This window comes from Achromobacter spanius (assembly GCF_002812705.1).
GTDB classification, from domain to species: domain Bacteria; phylum Pseudomonadota; class Gammaproteobacteria; order Burkholderiales; family Burkholderiaceae_B; genus Achromobacter; species Achromobacter spanius.
The window spans coordinates 2,590,882-2,608,624 of the sequence record NZ_CP025030.1 but is presented as its reverse complement, the minus strand read 5'-3'; the positions used below and the strand labels follow the sequence as shown (position 1 = coordinate 2,608,624).

Below are 17,743 nucleotides of genomic sequence, written 5' to 3'. Positions count from 1 at the left end.
TCCCCTTCCACCCGCCCCGGAGATCCGGCCATGGAATTCGTGATACCCAGTACCGCTGATTTGATGCTGTTCATCAGTGCCGCCCTGGTCTTGCTGGCCATACCCGGCCCGGCCGTGCTCTACATCATTACCCAATCGGTCGAGCAAGGCCGCAAAGCGGGGCTGGTGTCGGACCTGGGCATCCACACGGCCACGCTGGTGCACGTGCTGGCCGCGGCGTTGGGCTTGTCCGCCCTGCTGGCGTCTTCGGCGCTGGCGTTCAGCATCGTGAAATATGCGGGCGCGGCGTATTTGATTTGGCTGGGCCTGAAGAAAATTCTGACGCGCCCCGTTCCCGCCGCGCTGGACGCGCCGCCCAAGGCGCGCCGCTATGGCCGCATGTTCCGCGACGGCTTCATCGTCAACCTGCTCAACCCCAAGACGGCCCTGTTCTTCCTGGCCTTCCTGCCGCAATTCGTTGACGTCAGCCGGGGGCACGTGGCTTCGCAGGTGCTGTTCCTGGGAATGGTGTTCGTCTTGCTGGGCCTGCTTAGCGACGCTTGCTATGCCATGGCGGCCAGCGCGGCCGGCCGCTGGCTGCGCCGCAGCCGTGCCTACCTGCACTTTGAACGCTATGTGGGCGGCGCCATGCTGATTGCGCTGGGCATCACGGCGGCGCTGGCGGGCAATAACAGCAAGAAGTAATCGCCAGCGGCGGGGCTAGCTCTCGCGGATCAGCGTCGTCGAAAACTCGTAGCGTCCGGCCGGATGATGCGAGCAGGACACTTCGACGATTTGGCCGGCTTGGTCCTTGTAATGCCGCAGGATGAACAGGCCCGGCGATTCCGGCGCCGCGTCCAGTTCTCGCGCCACGGCGGCAGGCAAGGCGCACGCGGATATCGTCTGCTCGACGGACGCGATGCGCCTGCCGTAGTGTTCTTCGATCAGTTCCGACACCAGGCGGTCCGGATGTTCGCGTGCCAGCTTGCGCACGCCTTTGTAGTGCGCGTCCACGTACAGCTCAGTCCACACGACCGGCGGTTGCCCTTCGGCGCCCCGGGTGGATGAAAACTTCAACCACCGGGTGCCAGGCCCCACCCCCAGCCGCACGGCCAGTTCCACGTCCACCACGACTTCCTGAATCTGGCGGATGCTGCGCGGCGTGCGCGCGGCCAGTTGCACCAGGTCTTCCAGCGAACGCAGCGACTGGCTGAAACCGGCCTTGGACCGGGCGGCGATGACCTCCGTGCCGCTACCCCGGCGACGCGCGATCAGGCCCAGGTCCTGCAACTGACGCAGGGCGGCGCGAACGGTATGGCGGCTGGCCTCGAATTCCTCGGCCAGCGCGTTCTCGGCGGGCAATACCGTGCCCACGGGATAGACCTCGGCCGCGATGCGTCGCGCCAATTCTTCCGAGATACGGGTGTACAGCGTGATGGACATGGCAAGGGGGGAAATGACGACACCCCGCATTCTATCTGCTGCCCCGGCACTGGCCGGAGCTACGGGTAATCCCCGGCGTTGACGTCCCCTTTTGCGACTGCTTAAATGTACGTACAACTTTTATAGAGCGTACATTTATGCCCGTTTCCGTCCTTGAATCCGCCTTGTTCAAAAACATGTTCGGCACCGCCGCGATGCGTGCCGTGTTCGACGATGCCGCCACGGTGCGGCGCTATGTGGAAACAGAGGTGGCGCTCGCCCGCGTGCAGGGCAAGCTGGGCATCATCCCCGTCGCGGCGGCCGACGCCATCGCGGCGCGCGCCGACGCCGCCGCCCTGAACATGGACGAACTTCGCGCCGAAACCGAGATCGTCGGCTACCCCATCCTGCCGCTGGTACACCAGTTGTCGCGCCAGTGCGGCGCGGAAGGCGAATACCTGCATTGGGGCGCGACCACCCAAGACATCATGGACACCGCCACCGTCCTCCAGGTGCGCGATGCCTTGAAAATCATCGACGACGACCTGGCGGCGCTGGACGGCATCCTGGACGCGCTGGCGTTGCGGTATCGCGATACACCGATGGCCGGCCGCACCCACCTGCAACACGCGCTGCCGATCACCTTCGGCTACAAAGCCGCCGTGTGGCTGCTGATGGTGCGCCGCCATCGCGAACGCCTGGCGCAACTGCGGCCGCGCGTGCTGATCGGCCAGTTTGGCGGCGCGGCCGGCACGCTGGCATCCCTGGGCGACCAGGGCTTGGCGGTGCATGCGGCGCTGATGCGGGAATTGGATCTGGGCGCCACACCCATCACCTGGCACGTAGCCCGCGACGGCTTGGCCGAGACCGTGCAATTTCTTGCGCTGGTCGCCGGCTCGCTCGGCAAGATCGCCGTGGACATCATGCTGATGATGACGAACGAACTGGGCGAAGCCTTCGAGCCGTTCGTGAAGGGTCGCGGCGCGTCCAGCACCATGCCCCAAAAGCGCAATCCGATCTCGTGCGAACTGATGTGGAGCGCGTCCAAGACGGTGCGCCAGCATGCCGGCCTGGCGCTGGACGCCATGCTGCAAGACTTTGAACGCGCCACGGGGCCGTGGCACATCGAGTGGTCCGCCGTGCCGGAAGCCTTTGTGCTGACCGCGGGCGCGCTGCATCAGGCGCGCTTCATGCTGGGCGGGCTGGAGGTGGACACGGCCCGCATGGCAAGCAATCTGGACCTGTCGGGCGGGCTTATCGTGGCAGAAGCCGTGATGATGGGCCTGGCGCCGCACATCGGCCGCCAGACCGCGCACGACGTCGTGTATGACGCCTGCCGCATCGCCGCCACCACGCGTGGCCGTCTGGCCGATGTGCTGAAAAAAGATGCGCGGGTAACGCAGCGCCTGGCCGACGACGCCATCGAACGCCTGTGCGACCCCGCCAATTACCTGGGGGCTGCCCCCAAGATGGTGGACCAGGTGCTGGCCCATCCCTACACCGGGCCAGCCTGAACGGCAGCCTTTTCTGATTCATAAAAAGACAGCAGCACAACGGAGACAAGTCATGAAGAACTGGATGGCGGCACTGACCGTCGCGGGCGCGTTCGCCTTGCCGATGGGCGCGCAAGCGCAAGACAACTACCCTTCCCGGGCCATAACCTGGATCGTTCCCTTTGCGGCCGGCGGCCCCACCGACGCCATGGCGCGCAACGTGGCGAACCGCGTGGCGCAAGAACTGAAACAGACCATCCTGATCGAGAACGTGGGCGGTGCGGGCGGCACGATCGGCGCGGCCAAGGCCGCCAAGTCCGCGCCCGACGGCTACACCTTCCTGGTGGGTCATATCGGCTACATGGCGGCGGCGCCGTCCCTCTACGCCCGCTTGCAGTACGACCCCGTGAAAGACTTCCAGGCCGTATTCCGCTTTCCCGATACGCCGCTGGTGCTGCTGGTGGGTGAATCCTCGCCCTACAAATCCATGTCCGAACTGATCGACTACGGCAAGCAGCACCCCAGCAAGCTGAACTTCAGCAACGCGGGCGTGGGGTCTACTTCGCATCTGGTGGCGGCCATGTTCGCCAGCCAGGCCGGCATCACCATCACGCCCATCGCCTACAAGGGCGCGGGGCCGGCGCTCAATGACCTGATGGGCAATCAGGTGGACGCCATGTTCGACCAGACCAATACGGCCTTGCCGCAGACGCAGGGCGGCAAGGTGCGGGCGCTGGGCCTGACCTCCGCCGACCGCATGCCGCAGTTTCCGAACGTGCCCACCATGGCGGAAAAAGCGATACCGAACTTCCAGGTATCCACGTGGTACGGCTTGTATGCGCCCAAGGGCACGCCCGACAAGGTGGTGCAAACGATGTACCAGGCCTGGCAGAAGGCGCTGGCGGACGCCACCTTCACCGGAAAGATGGTGGAACAAGGCATCAAGCTGCTGCCTGCCGATCAGTACGCGCCCGCCGCCTTCCAGCAGTTCACCGCCGACGAAGGAAAACGCTGGGCGCAGGTGATCAAGCAAGCCGGCATCACCTTGCAGTAAGGATGAGCCATCATGCGCGTCGTTGCTGCCACGGATATTGAATCGAGTATTGCCGACGCGTTGCAGGCCATCAGCCACACGCATCCGGCGGACTTCGTGCAAGCCCTGAAGGCGGCGCACGCGGTCGAGAGCAAGGCGGCGGCCCGCCATGCGCTGCTGCAACTGCTGATCAACAGCAAGCTCAGCGCGCAAGCCCGCCGACCCGTCTGCCAGGACACGGGCGTGGTGCACATCTACGTCAGCATGGGGATGAATGTACGCATCCAGCATGACGGCCCGGGCCCCACGCCCAGCCTGCAAACCATCGTCAACCGAGGCGTCGCCCGCGCCTACGGTTGCGCCACCAACCCACTGCGCGCGTCGATGATCCAGGACCCGCTGGGCGCACGCCGCAACACCCGCGACAACACGCCCGCTGTGCTGCAAGTCGACCTGGTCGAAGGCGAGGAACTACGCTTGACCGTCGTCGCCAAGGGCGGCGGCGGGGATGCCAAGACGCGCTACGCGATGCTCAACCCCAGCGACTCCGTTGCGGATTGGGTGGTGTCGCAATTGCCGGGCATGGGTGCGGGCTGGTGTCCGCCCGGGGTGCTCGGCCTGGGCATCGGCGGCACGCCCGAACAGGCGCTTGCCCTGGCCAAGCGCGCCTTGTTCGCCCCCATCGACATGGCGCAACTGCTGGCGCGCGGCGCCGGCAGGCCCGAGACCGGCAAACCCGACGCCCTTACGCCCGAAGAACAGCTACGCACCGAGGTCTACCAACGGATCAACGCGCTGGGCATCGGCGCACAGGGCCTGGGCGGCGACACCACGGTGCTGGACGTGAAGGTCGCCACCGCGCCCTCGCACGCCGCGTTGTTGCCGGTGGCGCTGGTACCCAACTGCGCCGCCACGCGCTTTGTGTCCTTCGACATGCCCGCTGCCGGACCCGCGCGGTTCCCGCCGCCCGACCCAGCAACCTGGGACGGCATCCCGGACGCGCTGCCCACGCAGGAAGGCAGACGGGTAAACCTGGACACCCTCACACAAGCCGACGTCGCCACCTGGGCGGCCGGTGAAACGCTGTTGCTGTCAGGCAAGCTGTTGACCGGGCGCGACGCCGCCCACAAACGCATGGCCGACCTGCTGAACCAGGGCGCACCCTTGCCGGTGCCGCTGCGCAATCGTGCGCTTTACTACGTGGGGCCGGTCGACGCCGTGGCCGGCGAAGCCGTGGGGCCGGCAGGGCCGACCACCGCCACACGCATGGACAAGTTCATGCCGCAACTGCTGGCGGACACCGGCCTGCTGGTGACGATAGGCAAGGCGGAACGAGGCCAGGTAGCCATCGACGCCATCAAACAGCATGGCGCCGCATACTTGAGCGCGGTCGGTGGCGCCGCCTATCTTGTGGCGCGGTCCATCACGTCGTCCCGCGTGGTGGCGTTCGCGGACCTGGGCATGGAGGCCATCCACGAATTCGAGGTGCGCGACATGCCGGTCACCGTTGCGGTGGATGCCTTGGGCCGAGCCACGCATGCGGTCATCCACATTGAGGTGCAGCGGTGAACACTTTGTGGCAGCATGCCGATCCATGCAGCCGGTGCGGCAGCCAAAGCAGGCAAAGCAGGCAAACCGCACGGCTCGCGCCCCACCACCACGGAGTGTCACTCGTATGAAACTGAAGGCCTTGACCCTGGGTATTCTGATTGCCGGCGCAGGCGCTGCACAGGCAGCGACGGTAAAGGAAGTCTTCAACGGCGCCATGCTGGGCACGGATCAGCGTTATTTTGAGTCGATCGCCGGCGTGCCCCGCGAATCCTCCGGCAAGGATCACGTTTTCGTGGTGCAGAACTGCCAGATCACGGCGACCATCGGCAACGGCAAGGTGTCCGCGCTGCGCATGGAATTGGCCAAGGGTTGCGAGGCCGACCTGCACAGCTTCATCGGCGAAGATGCGCCCCGTGCCGGGCAGACGATCACCCCCGGCGTATTTGGTCGGGGCCAGCGCTACACGGCCGATTGCCTGACGCAGTGCGGCAACGCGGCGGACCCGTCGGCCTTCGCGCTGTGGACGGCGCCGCGCTCGTCGGGCGGCATGGAAGTCTTGATGGAAATGGTGCTGGCCGGTGACAAGGCGCTGGACGCCGCCGACCAATGGGAAGCCCAGATGAAAAAGGCCGCGGGCGAGGACTACGTGCTGAACACCAAGTTCAACTGCGAAACCCGCTTCGACGACGCTGCCGCGGCCGCGTTCAAGGACGTGCCGGTCAACGCCATCACGATCGGCTACGGCTTGCCCACACAGCGCTGCCAATAAGGCGCTACCAGTCAGGCGCTGCCAGTCAGGCGCTGCCAACAAAGTGGTCTGGTGGCATCCCGAAATGTGGCCTGAATAGACCAGCCACCCCCGCCCTACACTTCCCGCTTTCCGTCCCAGCCGGCAATCTTCTGATGCCGGCCGGGCGCCTTCAAAGTGTGGAGTGATTTCATGAGCCCATCGCCGGCCGGCCTGCGCGCCGCCGACTTTTTCTCGCCGACCGTCGCGGCGCTTATTTCCGTGCTGGTGAATTACGGCGGCACGTTCGTGCTGGTGTTCCAGGCGGCCGAACTGGCCGGGCTGACGCCGGGGCAGACCGCCTCGTGGGTATGGGCGGTGTCCGTCGGGGTGGGCGTCACGGGTGCGTGGCTCAGCTTTCGCTACAAGGAACCGATCATCACGGCGTGGTCCACGCCCGGGGTCGCGTTCCTGGCCACGGTAATGCCGTTCACGCCCTATGGCGAAGTGATCGGCGCCTATATCGTTTCCGCGCTGGGCTTTGTGGTGCTGGGGATGTCGGGCGCCTTTGAAAAGTTGGTCCGCCTGATTCCGGGCGGCATCGCGGCGGGGCTGTTGGCGGGCATTCTGCTTCAGTTCGGCGTCAATGCCTTTGGCGGCGCCAGTGTCGACCCGCTGCTCGTGATCGTGCTGGTAATTGCCTACGCACTGCTCAAGCGGTTTACCTCGCGCTTCGCCGTGGTCGGCATACTGGTGATCGGGCTGGCGATGCTGATCGTGCAAGGCCGCATCGATTTTTCCGCCGTTCACCTGAGCCTGGCCACGCCGGTATTCGAGATGCCCCGGTTTTCGCTCAATGCCTTGCTGGGGGTGGCGCTGCCCTTGTTCATCATTACGCTGACGGGCCAATACATGCCCGGCATGCTGGTGCTGCGCAACGACGGCTTCAAGACCAGCGCCAACCCCATCCTGGTGACCACGGGCTTGGGCTCGTTGCTGATGGCCCCGTTTGGCGCGCACGCCTTCAATGTGGCCGCGATCACCGCCGCCATCTGCACGGGCCGCGACGCGCATGAAGATCCGCGCAAGCGCTACATCGCGGGCCTGGCTTGCGGCGTGTTCTACATCCTGGTGGGCACGTTCGGCGTCACGCTGGCCACGCTGTTCATGGTGCTGCCCAAGGCATTCATCACCACGCTGGCCGGGCTGGCGTTGCTGGGCGCCATCGGCGGCAGCCTGGCCAACGCCATGGCCGATGCCCGCACCCGCGAGACCGCGCTCATCACCTTCCTGGCCACCGCCGCGAACGTGACCATGCTGGGCGTGGGCGGCGCGTTCTGGGGGTTGGTGGCTGGCCTGACCGCGCACCTGCTGATCCACGGCGGACACCGAACGCTGGTCGGCAGCCCGGCCAAGTCCTAGGCGCGGCGGGCGGTCACTACGGCGCCGCTTCTGCCGCTATTGCAGCAACTGCCGCTATTGCCTATCGCCGCTACCGCCGTTGGGTCAAGACGTTTCGCAATCGCAGCACCGCAGCCTCGATCTCGTGCTCCGCCAGCGACGCATACCCCAGCAGCCATCCTTCCAGCCGCTCCGCGCCCGCATACAAGCGGCTGATGCCCGGCAGCACCAGGCCGGCGTCGGCCGCTTTCCGGATGGTCTTGGCTTCGGACCATCCCGGCTGCAACAGGCACGGCACCTGTAGTCCACCGGGCGGCTTCACAGCCGTGGCGATGCCCGCCAGATGCCGGCCAATCGCATCCAGCATGCACGCACGCCGCGCCGCATACAGCTTGCGCATCGCGCGCACGTGCGCGTTGTAATGCCCATCTTCCATGAAGCGCGCCAGCGTCAGTTGCTGCACCTGTGGCGTATGGCCGTCCATGATGCTGCGCGCACGCGCGAAGGCACTGACCAACTCGCGCGGCAACGCCATGTACCCCATACGCAGTCCGGGAAACAGCGTCTTGCTGAAGGTGCCCAGATACAAGGTCCGTTCAAACTGGTCCACGCCCTGCACGCAGGCCGTGGGCACGCCGTCGTAGTGGAATTCGCTGTCGTAGTCGTCTTCGATGATCCACCTGCCGTGGTCATGGGCCCAGCGCGTCAGCATCAGCCGACGTTCCAGCGACAAGGTGGCGCCTGTTGGATATTGATGCGACGGCGTCACGTAAACGCAGTGGGCGCCGCTTTGGTCCTGGCGCAGCAGGTCCATGCGGATGCCTTGCGCGTCCACGTCGATCGGCACGACTCGGGCTTGCGCCGCCTCGAACGCTTTGCGGGCGCCGAAGTAACCAGGGTTCTCCATCAGGATGGGGCCGTCCGCGTCCACCAGCAATTGCGCGCACAGGTACAGCGCCTGCCGGGTGCTGCTCAGCACCAGGATCTGGTCCGCCGAGACCCTGGCGCCGCGCTCCAGGTTCAGGTAGGCGGCAATCGCGCGGCGCAGCGGTTCCGCGCCTTGCGGGTCGCCATGCAGCAACGCGCTGGCGCGGTGGTCCTTCACGACCTGGCGCTGCAAGCGTTCCCAGACTTCGGTGGGAAACGTGCGCGTTTCGGGCAGGCCGGTGGCAAAGGCCTTGACGGCCTGATAGTCCGCCACGCCGCCGCTGTCATGGATCTTCTTGCCGCGCTGGCTCAGGCCAGACCCAGCCAGCACTGCCGGATTCTGCGTGCCGACAACGCGACGCGGCGGCATGCGCCGGCCCGCCGCGCCTTGCAGCACCGCGCCCACCGTGTCGGACACGTAGCTGCCCGAGCCTTCACGCCGGACGATGTAGCCATCACGGTGCAGCTGCACATAGGCGTTTTCGACGGTGTCGCGCGCCACCCCCAGGGACAGCGCCAGCCCGCGCGTGGCGGGTAGTTTCACGCCGGCGCCCAAGGCTCCGTCCAGGATCAACGCGCGTAATGCGCGCTGGATGCGCTGGTGGAGATCCAGACGCTGAAACTCGGCGTCGCCCATCCGCATCTTGAGCGTATCGAGCTCAAACGTTTTCGACGTGTGGTGCGGTCTCGTTGCCATGCCTGGGTGCCAATCGGGGAAAAGGCGTCAACTTTACCCCGCCGCCGGCCATCGGATCATGCCGCAGCGTACTTCCCGCCCTGCCGCCCAGCCGGAATCGATCAGGGCGCTACCTGATAGCCGCGCTGCTGCATGCAGGTGGCATAGGCCGATGACGCCTGGCTCGCGTCTTGCCTGTCGTCACGGCGGTCCTGGCGCTGGCGCGAGCCGCCCACGACCGCGCCGGCCACTGCCGCGTCCTTCGCCTGGTTTTGTCGGTATTCCTGCTTGACGTCGTCGTCCACGCGATCGTAGGCCTCTTCATGTTGCCGGCCGCGCGCGCCGGCCACCGCCGCGCCCGCCGCCGCGCCTGTCGCCGCGCCCCGGGCACGGCCGCCCGACGGCGAGCTGTCCGCGCTGCTGGTGCCGCCGGACTGCGCCTGGCAGGCGGCGATGTCCTGTTGCATGAGTTCGGCAGACTGCCCTTTCAATGGCGTGACGGTTTGTGCCGTGGCGCTGAAGGCCAGCGTCGAGAGCAGAAAGGCAGCGCAGGGAATGATGGATTTTTTCATTGAAATCTCCACACTTGCGGTGAGTAACCCTGGAGTTTTCAATGTAGCGCCGCCTACCGCGCGGGTGCGGGCAGCGGGATACCCAAGATTGGGTATGGCGAATTTGTCAGCAAGTGTCATACCCGCCGGCCGCAGGTAACACGGCCAGCTTCGCATGCTAGCCTCACGCTATCTCCCGCCCCCATTCCAGAGATGAAATCCTTTCTCCAGTCCGAGAAATTCCTGTTGCTGGCGTTCGCCGTTGCCGCTGCGGGGTACGCGCTTGATACGCAACTGGGCGGCTACGGAAAGCTGGTCAGCACGATCGAAACGGTGGTGTTGATAAGCGCAATTCTTTGCGCATCGCTCAGCGTGGCGCGCCACGCCGAACGCATCGCGCAAAGGCTGGGTGACCCCTACGGCAGCATGATCCTGACGCTGTCGGCGGTCTTGGTGGAAGTCATCGTGCTGGCCATCGTGTCGTCCAAGGGCGGCTCGCCCACGCTGGTGCGCGACAGCATTTATTCAGCCGTCATGCTCGACATCAACGGCATCCTGGGCGTGGCGGCGCTGATCGGCGGATTCAAGCACGGCGAGCAGTCCTACAACGATGATTCCGCGCGCACCTATAGCGTGATGATTCTGACCGCGGTTACGGTGTCGATGATCATCCCCGAATTCGTGCCCATGCCGGACTGGCGTGCGTACAGCGCCTTCACCATCGTGGCGATGCTGTTGCTGTACGGCGTGTTCCTGCGCATGCAGACCGGCCCGCACAGCTACTTCTTCAGCTACAGCTATCCCGAGAAAAAAACGCGCCGCAACCTGCCCGCCGCAAGCCCAAGCAGTTGGCGTCCGTCAGCCGCCATCATGGCGGCCGGCATCATTGCGGTCGGCGCCCTGGCCGAACTGATGTCGCATTCGCTGGACCGCAGCTTGAAGGGCGTAGACGTGCCCATCGGCCTGGTGGCGCTGATTGTGGCGGGCATTTCGGCGGCGCCGGAAATGCTGACCGCGCTGCGCGCCGCCCTGGCCAACCGCATGCAGTCGGTCGTGAACATCGCGCTGGGCGCTTCACTGTCCACGGTGATCCTGACCGTGCCCGCCATGGAAGCCATGGCCTTGATCTCCGGCCAGCGCATCGACATGGCGATGACACCGGTGCAGACCTTGATGATGCTGGTGACGCTGCTGGTGGCCGCCATCAACCTGAACGACGGCCAGACCAACGCCATCGAAGGCATGACGCACTTCGTGCTGTTTGGCACGTTTCTGATGCTGTTGGGGCTGGGCCTGTAGGCGCGGCGGGCAAGCTAGAAGCGTTGGCGCTTGTCGAACGGCACCTCGGCCTGCGTCGGTTTTTCAAACGATGGCGCCTCGCCATTCAGGTCGGCCACATGAATCTGGGCAAGGCGCGTGGCTTCGTCAATGGCTGTCTGGGCGGATACGTAGCGCTCGTCGATGGCGATACGTTCTTGCGACGGCGCGTCGCCCCCTGACGTCAGGCAGTAGGCGATGCGCCAAGCACCGTTGTCTTCAACCGGCTGTTCAAGCCTGAAATCCCATTTTTTCGTGTCCATGGTTTCTCCTTTGACACCGACCATGCTACTGCGGTCAGGTCAGAGAAAAAGCCGAACGACATCCACTTTGGAAACAAGATGTCAGGCGCCTGCCGCCTGTCAGGTCAACGCCATCCCTCCATCCACCCGCAATACGACGCCGGTAATGAAGCTGCTGTCGTCCGACGCCAGGAACAAGGCGGCGCGCGCCAATTCGTCCGGGGTCGCCATCCGGCCCAAGGGAATGGCCGAGGCCATGCCCTGTTCGAACGCGGCACGGTCAGCGTCGGCCACGCCCAGCTTTTCCAGGATGGGCGTGTCGGTGGGGCCGGGGCTAAGCACGTTGACGCGGATCTTCCGGGTCTTGAACTCCAAGGCCCAGGCACGCGCAAAGGCTTCGACGGCCGCCTTTGAGCCGGCGTAGACCGCGTGGTTCTCCAGCACCTTGGCGCTGGCGATCGAACTGGTCAGGATGATGCTGCCGCCATCGCGCATGACCGGCAGTGCCTTGGTCACGCCGAAGAACAGCGCCCGCGTGTTGACGCCGAACTGGCTGTCGTAGCTGTCCTCGCTGACTGCCGTGGACGGTTCAATGTGGTTCATGCCGGCGTTGGCCATGTAGATGTCGATGGGGCCGAAGCGTTCATGCACCTGTGCCATCAGGCGGTCATGCGTGGCCAGGTCGCCCACGTCGCCCACCACGCCGAAGGCGGATGCGCCAAGCGCTTCCACGGCGTGGTCCACCGCGCCCTGCCGCCGCCCTAGAATCGCGACGCGCGCGCCTTGGGCGACAAAGGCCTGGGCGGTGGCAAACCCGATGCCGCTGTTGCCGCCCGTGATGACGGCTGTTTTTCCTGCAAGCTTCTTCATGTGTATTCCTTCATTGATATCAACGGGCGGCGTGGCGCTTAGAAGTCCCAGATGACCGGCACCCAGCGGTAGGCGTCCCCATCCACCGCGATGCGGCCGACGGACGGAAACGGCAGGTGCGCGGCCACCAGCAACCCACGGTTCTGCGCCAACTCTTCGAACAGGCCGATGCGGACGCGAGTCGATTCCTCAGGATCATGTTCAAAACCGTTCTGCCATTCGGGGTGGTCAAAGCCCACCGGAAACATCGCGTCGCCGGCAAAGGTCAGGCGTTCGCCGCCCGACACCAGGTCAACCACGGCGTGCCCCGGCGTATGGCCGCCCGTGACGCGCACGAAGACGCCCGGCGCGACTTCATGCTTGTCCTGGAAGATGTGCAGACGGTCGCGGTATTCGTTATAGAAAGCGGTGGCGGTGGTCTTGAGCACCGCCGGCACTGGCTTGGGCATCACGGTTTGCGAGAAGTCCGGCGAGGTCCAGAAGTCGACCTCGGCCGCCGACACGTGGATGCGCACGTCCGGCCGCAGGCGCTTCTTTACGTCGTCGACCAAGAGGCCGCCCACGTGGTCCATGTGCATATGCGTGATGATCACGTCGGTGACCGACTCCAGCGCGATGCCCGCGGACTCCAGGCGTTGCGGAAACATCCCGGCGCGCGGAAAACCCGGAAACTGCCCGCCCAGGCCGGCGTCGATCAAGATGGTCTGCTTGCCGCTGCGCGCCACCATCACGTTCAAGGGCCAGTCGAAGGCGTCGGACGGCATGAACATGTAGTCCAGCCAATTCGCCAGCTCGGCGGGGTCGACGTTGGTGGCCATGGTTGAGGTGGGCAGCGGCAGCACGCCGTCGCTGACGACCAGTGCGTCAATATCGCCCACTTGCACGGCGTAGCGGGACGGAACCAGATCCAGCGGTTGGTGGGGGTTGGCTTGCACGGTGTTGTCGGGCGTGAACATGGCAAATCTCCTGAGGGGCGGCCGGGCCGGCCGCAATGAGGAAGGGCTGATAAAAGGCGGTGAAGAACACCGGTGAAGAGGCCCCGTCGCGCGATCAGGCGCGCAGGAAGGCAAGCAGGTCAGCGTTGATGCGGTCTTGCATCGTGGCGGTCAGGCCGTGTGGCGCGCCGGGGTAATAGAGTTCCTTGGCGTGCTTGACCAGTCGCGCGGCCTTCTTGGCCGAGTCGTGCAGCGGCACGATCTGGTCGTCCTCGCCATGCATGAACAGGGTCGGCACGTTGATCTTCTTCAGGTCTTCCGTGAAGTCCGTTTCAGAGAACGCCTTGACGCATTCGTAGGCATTCTTCTGGCCGCTCTGCATGCTCCACAACCAGAACTGGTCCAGCATGCCCTGCGACACCTTGGCGCCGTTGCGATTGGCGCCGTAGAAGGGCACGGCCAATTCTTTGTAGAACTGCGAGCGGTCACCGGCCACGCCCTTGCGGATGCCGTCGAACACTTCAATGGGCTGGCCGCCGGGGTTGGATGCCGACTTCACCATCACGGGCGGCACGGCGCCGATCAGCACGGCGCGCGCCACACGCTTGGCACCGTGGCGGCCGATGTAGCGCACTACCTCGCCGCCGCCCGTGGAGTGGCCGACCATCGTGATGCTCTTCAGGTCCAACGCCTCGATCAACTGCGCCAGGTCATCGGCGTAGGTGTCCATGTCGTTGCCGGACGAGGGTTGCGCCGACCGGCCGTGGCCGCGACGGTCATGCGCAATGACGCGAAAACCGTTCTGCGCCAGGAAGTGCATTTGCCCGTCCCAAGCGTCCGCGTTCAGCGGCCAGCCGTGCGAGAACGTGACGACCGGGCCATCGCCCCAGTCCTTGTAGTAGAGCTGCGTGCCGTCCCGGGTGGTGAAGGTGCTGGATGTCATGAGTGCCCCTTGGGTGAAAAAAGATGACGAGCGAATCGTAGGTCTGGCCTCCAAGGCGCGGTAGGTCCTCATCGGGAAGCGCACTGTTGTGCCGTGGACACCAATGCGAAACGCCCGCGAATTGTTGTCGCGCGCACAACACCATGCGTCCTTCACCGCGTCTACTGCGCAGCGCACAGGCCCTCTAGCATGGGTTCGTCGTTGCATGACACGGGCCGCGCAAGCTCGCCCACTGCAACGCCTGACTCATCCACTTTCCCCATGACGAGGCGAAGAATCGTGAAGACAGATCGTTGCGCCACCTCGACCAGAACCTTCCATGCCGCCGCATGAATGGATCGCGCAATACGGCGCGCTACTGGTCTTTCTTAACGTGCTGGGTGCGTCGCTGGGCCTGCCCCTGCCCGTCATGCCGACGCTGATCGCGGTGGGCGCCTGCCATGCCGTGCAGCCGGCCGGTTCGTGGGTGGCGGCCATGCCGCTGTGCCTGATGCTGGGCGCGGCCGTGGTGGCCGGCGTGCTGGCGGACCTGATCTGGTATGTGGGCGGCGTGCGCTATGGGCCACGCACGCTGAACACCGTGTGCAACCTGACGTTGTCGCGCGATGCTTGCGTCACGAAGACCGAGAAGTTCTTCGGCCGCTGGGGCGTGCGGCTGCTGTTCGTGGCGCGCTTCGTGCCCGGCCTGTCGTTAGTGGCCGTGCCGCTTTGCGGCGCGATGGGCGTGCGCTTGCGGTCTTTTATCTGGCACGACTGCGTGGGCGTGGCGCTGTGGGCGTCGGTGGGCCTGGTGCTGGGCGCCCGCTTCGCGGCGCAGATCCATCAACTGTTGGCTGCGTTGTCGGCGGTGGGCGGGCAGGCGCTGATCGCGCTTGGCGTACTGGCGGCGACGTATCTGGCGTACCGTTGCGCACGCCGCGTGCGTCGGTCCCGGGCGCAAGGCAAACCGCCCATTGGCACGCTTTGACGTGGCGGCCGGACATGAAAAGCCTGCCCGCGCGCGGCGTCTTCGCGCTTGTCGCTACCTGCGCGCTGCGGCAAAATACGTGGCTTCACGCCTGCCTTCCCCGGGCGTTGGCTACCCCCATGACCGACTCCGCGTCCCTCTTCGAGTGTCACCGCCCCCGCCTGTACGCCATTGCCTATCGCATGCTGGGCGCGGTGGCCGAGGCGGAAGACGTGGTGCAGGAAGCGTGGCTGCGTTGGCACGGCGCCGACCGCGACGCGGTGCAGAACGCCGAAGCCTGGCTGGTCACCGCCACCACGCGTTTGTCCATTGACCGCCTGCGCGCCGCCAAAGCCGAACGCGCCCATTACACGGGCGTATGGTTGCCCGAGCCCATGCTGATGGCCGCGCCGCCGTCCACCCCTGAACAAATCCACGAGATGGCCGACGATGTGTCGGTGGCGTTTCTGTTCATGCTGGAACGCCTGTCACCCGACGCGCGCGCGGCCTTCCTGATGCGCGACGTGTTCGACGCAGACTACGAAGACATCGCGCAGACGCTCGGCAAGACCCCGGCCGCCATCCGTCAACTGGTGCGGCGCGCCAGGTTGCAGCTGCGCCAGGGCGCCCCGCGCGAAATGGTCCCGCGCGCCACGCTGCAACGCCTGCTGCTGACCTTTGCCGACGCCATGCAGCGCAGCGACTTCCACGGCCTGCATGCCTTGTTGAGCGACGACGCGGAACTCATCGGCGATGGTGGCGACAAGGTCTCGAGCTTTGCCAGCCTGGTGGGCGGCAAGCGCCTGGCGCAACTGTTCTACGCGGGCAAGCGCCGCTACCGCGATGCCTTGCGCGTTGAGGTGGTGCAGGTGAACGGGCAATGGACCCTGCTGCGCTTCATTGATGGCCAGCTTGAATCCGTGCAGTCCTACGAGACGGACGGTGAACGCCTGACGCGGGTGCTGGTGCAACGCAATCCGGACAAGCTGGCGCACATCGCGGCGGCGCTGGCGCGGCAAGGCTGATCGCCGCCGTCTACGCCAGGGCGGTGTTGCATGGCGGGCAACATGGTGATCCCTCGCGCGGGCCTACCGCCGCGCGGGCGGCACTTCTACGATGGGCTTGTCACACCTCCACCAAGGACACGCCATGTCGAAGATCACGAAGTTCGGGTTGCCTTTTACTTTTATTGCCGCCGGCGCGCTGCTGAGCCCGCTTGCCCATGCCGCGGCCCCGGCGAACCCCGCTAAGCCCCCCGACGCCATCGTCACGGAACTCATGACGAAAGCCCTGCCGGATATTCCCGGCAAGGACGCCGTGATGATCACGGTGGACTATCCGCCCGGCGCGGTCGACCCCGTTCACCGCCACGACGCCTATAGCTTCGTGTACGTGCTGGAAGGCAGCATCGTCATGCAGGTCAAGGGCGGCAAGGAAGTCACGCTGACCCCGGGCCAGACCTTTTTTGAAGGCCCGGACGACATCCACACCGTGGGCCGCAACGCCAGCCAGACCCAGCCGGCCAAGTTCGTGGTGGTGCTGGTCAAGAAAAAAGGCGCGCCCATCCTGACCCCGATCCAATAAGGGACTTATCAAACCTTGCAGGTCCAAACTGGCTTTCCCTGGTGGAAGGCCAGTTTTTTTTGCGCCCCATGTCACAGGATTGCCCCGCCCGCCGTCTTAGCAGTAGGATCAACCAACATCGCGGCGCCGCCATCATGTCGACACCCTACCCCGCCTCCCCTGGCACCCCCGCCCCCAATGGGCCAGATTCCCTGGCCGACAGCTTCGCTACCAGCTATGCCGGCGTGGTGGCATTTCTTGCCGTTGCGACCGAAGGCAACTTCGCCAAGGCCGGCGACCGGCTGGGCATCGGCCGCTCGGCCGTCAGCCGCAGCGTGCAGAAGCTCGAAGACCAGTTGGGCACGCGGCTGTTCGTGCGCACCACGCGCAGCACCTCGCTGACCACCGAGGGCCAACGCTTCTACGAGCAATGCCATCCGGGCGTGGCGCGCATCATCCAGGCCTTGGACGACATGCGCGAGCTGCGCGAAGGCCCGCCTTCCGGCCAGTTGCGCGTGTGTTCAACGGTGGGCTTCGGCCGCAAGATCGTCGCGCCGCTGTTGCACAAGTTTCGCGAAGCCAACCCGGGAATCTCGGTGGAACTGCTGCTGGATGACGGCCCCACCGATTTCACGACCGATCGCGTTGACGTGTCGTTTCGCAATGGCCGCATGGAAGACAGCCAGGTGATCGCCAAGAAAGTGATCCCCATGCAAATGCTGCTGTGCGCCTCGCCCGCTTATGCCGCCAAGCACGGCTTGCCAGCCAGCGTTGACGACATCCCCGAGCACCAGTGCGTGAACTTCCGCCTGGCGTCTGGGCGCGTGTATGAATGGGAATTCAAGGTGGGGGGCTATCTGCGCAAGGTGGCGCCGCCCGCCATGTTGACCTTCAACGACGCTGACCTGGTGCTGCAGTCGGTGCTGGACGGGCACGGCATCGCGCAAATGGCCGCTTATCAAGTTTGCGACCACCTGCGCGCGGGCACGCTGGTGGCCTGCCTGCCGCAACATGCGCCCGACGACCGCGGGCATTACCTGTGCTTTCTAAGCCGTCAGCATCTGCCGGCACGCATGCGCGTGTTCATCGATTACATGACCGAACGCATCCGCGCCATGGACTTGCAGATTCTGGATAGCCTGCTGCCCAGACAAACCTAGGCCGCTT

General features: G+C 65.4%; 18 protein-coding genes. 11 read left to right on the top strand and 7 right to left on the bottom strand.

The window, feature by feature from the left end:
- Positions 1 to 30 precede the first annotated feature (30 nt).
- A complete protein-coding gene (locus CVS48_RS11825; RefSeq protein ID WP_100854624.1) occupies positions 31 to 684 on the top strand; it encodes a LysE family translocator in 654 nt (217 codons plus the stop codon).
- A 15-nt stretch (positions 685 to 699) separates the two neighbouring features.
- Here the strand turns inward: CVS48_RS11825 and CVS48_RS11820 are convergent, their stop codons facing one another.
- Positions 700 to 1,452, bottom strand: coding sequence for a GntR family transcriptional regulator (locus tag CVS48_RS11820; RefSeq protein ID WP_242001309.1), 753 nt, complete (start codon positions 1,450 to 1,452; stop codon positions 700 to 702).
- Positions 1,453 to 1,559: 107 nt separating this feature from the next.
- Between CVS48_RS11820 and CVS48_RS11815 the strand changes: the two genes are divergently transcribed.
- The 5 genes from CVS48_RS11815 to CVS48_RS11795 all read left to right on the top strand — a co-directional run bounded on the left by CVS48_RS11815 (position 1,560) and on the right by CVS48_RS11795 (position 7,627).
- On the top strand, positions 1,560 to 2,915 hold the full coding sequence (locus tag CVS48_RS11815; RefSeq protein ID WP_100854622.1) for a class-II fumarase/aspartase family protein: 1,356 nt from the start codon (positions 1,560 to 1,562) through the stop codon (positions 2,913 to 2,915).
- Positions 2,916 to 2,967: 52 nt separating this feature from the next.
- Positions 2,968 to 3,948 carry a Bug family tripartite tricarboxylate transporter substrate binding protein gene (locus CVS48_RS11810; protein WP_100854621.1) on the top strand — a complete coding sequence of 327 codons (981 nt, stop codon included), beginning with the start codon at positions 2,968 to 2,970 and terminating at the stop codon, positions 3,946 to 3,948.
- Positions 3,949 to 3,960: 12 nt separating this feature from the next.
- Positions 3,961 to 5,496: a fumarate hydratase gene (locus tag CVS48_RS11805; protein ID WP_100854620.1), complete on the top strand. Its 1,536-nt coding sequence runs from the start codon at positions 3,961 to 3,963 to the stop codon at positions 5,494 to 5,496.
- A 106-nt stretch (positions 5,497 to 5,602) separates the two neighbouring features.
- Positions 5,603 to 6,247 carry a hypothetical protein gene (locus tag CVS48_RS11800; protein ID WP_100854619.1) on the top strand — a complete coding sequence of 215 codons (645 nt, stop codon included), beginning with the start codon at positions 5,603 to 5,605 and terminating at the stop codon, positions 6,245 to 6,247.
- Between the two features lie 171 nt (positions 6,248 to 6,418).
- Positions 6,419 to 7,627, top strand: coding sequence for a benzoate/H(+) symporter BenE family transporter (locus tag CVS48_RS11795; RefSeq protein ID WP_100854618.1), 1,209 nt, complete (start codon positions 6,419 to 6,421; stop codon positions 7,625 to 7,627).
- Between the two features lie 70 nt (positions 7,628 to 7,697).
- On the opposite strand, the gene pdxR is transcribed toward CVS48_RS11795, so the two are convergent.
- Together pdxR and CVS48_RS11785 are read right to left on the bottom strand one after the other, a co-directional pair.
- Positions 7,698 to 9,230, bottom strand: a complete 1,533-nt coding sequence (pdxR, locus tag CVS48_RS11790) for a MocR-like pyridoxine biosynthesis transcription factor PdxR (protein WP_100854617.1) — start codon at positions 9,228 to 9,230, stop codon at positions 7,698 to 7,700.
- A 101-nt stretch (positions 9,231 to 9,331) separates the two neighbouring features.
- A complete protein-coding gene (locus CVS48_RS11785; RefSeq protein WP_100854616.1) occupies positions 9,332 to 9,781 on the bottom strand; it encodes a YMGG-like glycine zipper-containing protein in 450 nt (149 codons plus the stop codon).
- A gap of 192 nt (positions 9,782 to 9,973) precedes the next feature.
- Here CVS48_RS11785 and CVS48_RS11780 point away from each other — a divergent pair, with 192 nt between their 5' ends.
- Positions 9,974 to 11,059 (top strand): calcium:cation antiporter, encoded by a 1,086-nt coding sequence (locus CVS48_RS11780; RefSeq protein WP_100854615.1) that lies wholly within the window; start codon positions 9,974 to 9,976, stop codon positions 11,057 to 11,059.
- A gap of 14 nt (positions 11,060 to 11,073) precedes the next feature.
- Here CVS48_RS11780 and CVS48_RS11775 read toward each other — a convergent pair whose 3' ends face one another.
- The 4 genes from CVS48_RS11775 to CVS48_RS11760 form a co-directional block, all read right to left on the bottom strand.
- Entirely contained in the window at positions 11,074 to 11,340 is a 267-nt protein-coding gene (locus CVS48_RS11775; RefSeq protein WP_100854614.1) for a hypothetical protein, read from the bottom strand.
- A gap of 99 nt (positions 11,341 to 11,439) precedes the next feature.
- On the bottom strand, positions 11,440 to 12,189 hold the full coding sequence (locus CVS48_RS11770) for an SDR family NAD(P)-dependent oxidoreductase (RefSeq protein WP_100854613.1): 750 nt from the start codon (positions 12,187 to 12,189) through the stop codon (positions 11,440 to 11,442).
- A gap of 38 nt (positions 12,190 to 12,227) precedes the next feature.
- Positions 12,228 to 13,145: an MBL fold metallo-hydrolase gene (locus CVS48_RS11765; RefSeq protein ID WP_100854612.1), complete on the bottom strand. Its 918-nt coding sequence runs from the start codon at positions 13,143 to 13,145 to the stop codon at positions 12,228 to 12,230.
- A 94-nt stretch (positions 13,146 to 13,239) separates the two neighbouring features.
- A complete protein-coding gene (locus CVS48_RS11760) occupies positions 13,240 to 14,067 on the bottom strand; it encodes an alpha/beta fold hydrolase (RefSeq protein WP_100854611.1) in 828 nt (275 codons plus the stop codon).
- A gap of 319 nt (positions 14,068 to 14,386) precedes the next feature.
- Here CVS48_RS11760 and CVS48_RS11755 point away from each other — a divergent pair, with 319 nt between their 5' ends.
- The 4 genes from CVS48_RS11755 to CVS48_RS11740 all read left to right on the top strand — a co-directional run bounded on the left by CVS48_RS11755 (position 14,387) and on the right by CVS48_RS11740 (position 17,736).
- A complete protein-coding gene (locus CVS48_RS11755; protein ID WP_100854610.1) occupies positions 14,387 to 15,034 on the top strand; it encodes a DedA family protein in 648 nt (215 codons plus the stop codon).
- Between the two features lie 119 nt (positions 15,035 to 15,153).
- Positions 15,154 to 16,038, top strand: a complete 885-nt coding sequence (locus CVS48_RS11750; RefSeq protein ID WP_100854609.1) for an RNA polymerase sigma-70 factor — start codon at positions 15,154 to 15,156, stop codon at positions 16,036 to 16,038.
- A gap of 124 nt (positions 16,039 to 16,162) precedes the next feature.
- Complete coding sequence (locus CVS48_RS11745) at positions 16,163 to 16,597, top strand: cupin domain-containing protein (protein WP_100854608.1); 435 nt, start codon at positions 16,163 to 16,165, stop codon at positions 16,595 to 16,597.
- Between the two features lie 134 nt (positions 16,598 to 16,731).
- The gene (locus CVS48_RS11740; RefSeq protein ID WP_167400977.1) at positions 16,732 to 17,736 is read left to right on the top strand and encodes a LysR family transcriptional regulator; all 1,005 of its coding nucleotides are present in this window, start codon (positions 16,732 to 16,734) and stop codon (positions 17,734 to 17,736) included.
- Positions 17,737 to 17,743: the final 7 nt, after the last annotated feature.